Source organism: Armatimonas sp., from assembly GCF_043760365.1.
Classification (GTDB): Bacteria; Armatimonadota; Armatimonadia; order Armatimonadales; family Armatimonadaceae; genus Armatimonas.
Genome location: NZ_JAYUPA010000891.1, coordinates 1 through 3,003 on the forward strand (window position 1 = coordinate 1; position 3,003 = coordinate 3,003).

Genomic DNA, 3,003 nt, shown 5'->3' on the forward strand with positions numbered 1-3,003 from the left:
TTGTCATCTTGTCACCGGTGTTGAGGGTCATCGTCGTCAAAAGGCTTGTCAGGCAGGCCAAGGAACGCTACAGGGTGCGTGATTTACCGGAAACTAGAGCTCTATCAAGTTCAAATATGGGATAGCATTCTAACAATCTATCTCGTTGAGACTGACGGTATCGCCGCTTCGGTCGTAGAGCTTCGTCGTTCTGGGGTCTGCGTGGTTGGCGAGCTTTTGCGCCTCGTTAATGCTCCCGCCGTTTTCTATGTAGAACGTGATGCCGGTCGGAAAGTGTAGACCCGGCGTTTTTCTGGACACTTTTGACTCAGTCACTTTGGCAGAATGGTCGCCAGGTAGCCTCATTGGCAGTTCATTAAAACGACCGTTTTTGGCAGTAGCACCACTGTCGCGGGCTGTAATTCTAGGATCGGTGAAAGCTCCAAGTCGTCAACTAAAGAAAAGTTTTCGCACACATCGTCTGGAGTTAAGGCCGCATAGTGCTTTGGAATATTTGTCTCCCCCAGAGTGGCTGGAGAGCCAGTTCAGACCCGAGAAATCGGGAGTCGAGTAACCTCCCTGCTGGACCTAAACGGGGGCGGGTCAGAGGAGGAAGCGCGGCCGATCGGGTATAAGACCTATACGATGTCAACTGATTTAACGATTGCTGCAGAGGCTCCCACTGTCCTGAACGATGGCGACCGGGCGCATTTCGAGGATAAGGGCTACGTCATCGTCCCAAATGCGGTGCCGCCTCAGAATGTCGCGGCGGCCAAACAGGCTATTTATGACTTTCTCAGTGTGGACCCCGAAAACTCGGACACCTGGTACCGGGACCCCGTGCAATCTTCGGGCAATGTGGAAATGCACCAGCACCCGGCATTCTGGAATAACCGGCAGCATCCCCGCCTGTACCGGGCGTTCGCCGAGGTGCTGGGAACCGAGCGGCTGTGGGTCAGTCTGGATCGCGGCGCGTTCCGCCCCCCTCAGCGCGAGGACCAACCGCGTTATCGTGCAAGTTTGGTCGCTCACTGGGACCTGCCTATCGAAAAGATAGACACGCTGCCGTTTGGCGTTCAGGGTGTACTCGCGCTCGTAGATACTCCCTCGGAAGTGGGCGGCTTCACCTGTGTGTCCGGCTTTCATAAAGTGGCGGTGGAGTGGGTAAAGAGCCGACCCGATCAGACGAGCCGGGTGCCCGACCTTTCGGTGCTGCCGCCGGGCTATGAAATGGTTTCCGTCCCGATGGCGGCGGGCGACCTGCTCATCTGGAATCGGCTGCTGCTGCACGGCAACGGTTACAATGTTTCGGAACGCCCTCGAATGGCACAGTACATTACCATGTTCCCCGCCCCGGAAGGCGACGAATGGGAGCAGCGCCGCGAGGAGCGTATCGTGCTCTGGCAGGAGCGCCGCGCGCCTGCGGGCTTCCCCGGCGATCCGCGCGGCTGGGAACAAGCCAACAGCGTTGGCCCGGCAGAGCTGACCGCATTGGGCCGCCGCCTGCTCGGCATAGATCCCTAATAAGGCAGTGTCAGTAGGCCGTCTCATTGTGCAACACGAACTCTAGAGCCTCGGTTTTCAGTCGGTCGCGCCGCCGCTTCGACCTCGGAGCATTAGGTTTATGGCATTGGATTTGTAGTCGTAGACGAGTCAGTCCCCGAGGACGAGTCATGCCCCGTATTTTCTAATGGGTTTAGGGGCTAGGATGTCGGCAATCTCCGCCGCGTCCGGGAACGAGCTCTGGGTCCCGTGCCGCAGGACCGAGCGCGTGGCGACCCGGCAGGCTTTTTCCACGCCCTCGCGCAGCGAAACGCCCGTGCCCAGGAAATAGGCGAGGCTGCCCACGAAAGCGTCGCCCGCACCCGTGGAGTCGAGGGCCTGCATCACTTCCGCGGCGACGCGATGGCTTCCCCTTTCGTCCAGCACGAGCGCGCCACGGCTTCCGAGCGTCACGACGACCGCGGAAACGCCCCGCTCGCGCAGGGCTTTTGCAGCGCGGGCCGCACCCTCGTCGGTGTCGGTGGCAATGCCGGTAAGAAGCGCCGCCTCGGTTTCATTGGGCACTAGAATGTTGGTGAGGCGCAGCAATTCGTCAGGGATGTCGCTCGCTGGGGCCGGGTTGAAGAGGGTGCGTACGCCAGCGCGTTTGGCGAGGCGGAACGCTTCAAGGCTACACTCCAGGGGGATCTCGTTCTGACAAACGACCACCGTGCTTTGGGCGATAACAAGCTCGGCGCTCCTCACCTCGCTTGGCGTCAGGGCGAGATTGGCACCCGGCACGACGATGATCTGGTTCTGGCCCGTCGTTTCGTCCACCCAGATGGGGGCGACGCCCGACGACAAGCGCTCGTCGAAAAAGACGAAATCCGTGTTGATGTTTTGCGCGCGGTAGTTTTTGAGTGTATCCTCGCCGAACACGTCGCGGCCCAGTTTGACTACCATCCAAACGGCTGCACCTAGTCGTGCGGCCATGACGGCCTGGTTGGAGCCTTTGCCGCCGAAGCCCAGCGAATACCCTGAGCCGACCAGGGTTTCGCCCGGTCCGGGTAGCCGTGGCGCGCGGGCGATCTGGTCAATCATGGAACTGCCGACCACGCAGATTTTAGGTGCGCGGTTCATGAAGCCTCGCGCGGTGGCTGGATGGCCTGTCCTTCGTGAACGACCAGGTACTCCCGCGTGTAAAGATGGATGCGTAGCTCGCAGAACGAGTCGGCGTCCTCGCCCGCGATCCGTGCCGTCTCGCCCGCGAAACATTGCTCCATCTGCTCGATGCTGTCCCACCAGAGCTCCGCCGTGCCGTCGTAAAGCGGCTCGGCTGCCTCGCTCTCCGGTTGCTCCGGCAGACAAAGGTTGATGCGGTATTCGCGGCAGCCGGGAAGCCCAGATGACAGTTTGGTGTGCTCGACAAGCCACCGCCGCTGGAACTCTTCCCGGCTCATGCCGGGCTTGCGCTTGAGCAGCGCGATCACTTTCACCATTGCCTTTTTCTTTTCTCCTTGCTAATCATCGAACCCGATTTCG

Annotated in this window: 4 protein-coding genes; 1 reads left to right on the plus strand and 3 read right to left on the minus strand. The window is 60.1% G+C overall.

The window, feature by feature from the left end:
• Positions 1-129 precede the first annotated feature (129 nt).
• Positions 130-300, minus strand: a complete 171-nt coding sequence (locus ACH2EH_RS22150) for a hypothetical protein (RefSeq protein ID WP_395145159.1) — start codon at positions 298-300, stop codon at positions 130-132.
• Positions 301-624: 324 nt separating this feature from the next.
• On the opposite strand from ACH2EH_RS22150, the gene ACH2EH_RS22155 reads away from it, so the two are divergent.
• Positions 625-1,503, plus strand: coding sequence for a phytanoyl-CoA dioxygenase family protein (locus ACH2EH_RS22155; protein ID WP_395145161.1), 879 nt, complete (start codon positions 625-627; stop codon positions 1,501-1,503).
• A 147-nt stretch (positions 1,504-1,650) separates the two neighbouring features.
• On the opposite strand, the gene rbsK is transcribed toward ACH2EH_RS22155, so the two are convergent.
• Complete coding sequence (gene rbsK / locus ACH2EH_RS22160) at positions 1,651-2,601, minus strand: ribokinase (RefSeq protein WP_395145163.1); 951 nt, start codon at positions 2,599-2,601, stop codon at positions 1,651-1,653.
• The gene (locus ACH2EH_RS22165) at positions 2,598-2,960 is read right to left on the minus strand and encodes an EthD family reductase (protein WP_395145164.1); all 363 of its coding nucleotides are present in this window, start codon (positions 2,958-2,960) and stop codon (positions 2,598-2,600) included. Before ACH2EH_RS22165 ends, rbsK begins: the two co-directional genes overlap by 4 nt.
• Positions 2,961-3,003 lie beyond the last annotated feature (43 nt).

Excerpts from the sequence above, each read along its gene's own strand:
- ACH2EH_RS22155 (WP_395145161.1), top strand. The coding sequence starts at position 625 with ATGTCAACTGATTTAACGATTGCTGCAGAGGCTCCCACTGTCCTGAAC.
- rbsK (WP_395145163.1), bottom strand. The coding sequence starts at position 2,601 with ATGAACCGCGCACCTAAAATCTGCGTGGTCGGCAGTTCCATGATTGAC.
- ACH2EH_RS22165 (WP_395145164.1), bottom strand. The coding sequence starts at position 2,960 with ATGGTGAAAGTGATCGCGCTGCTCAAGCGCAAGCCCGGCATGAGCCGG.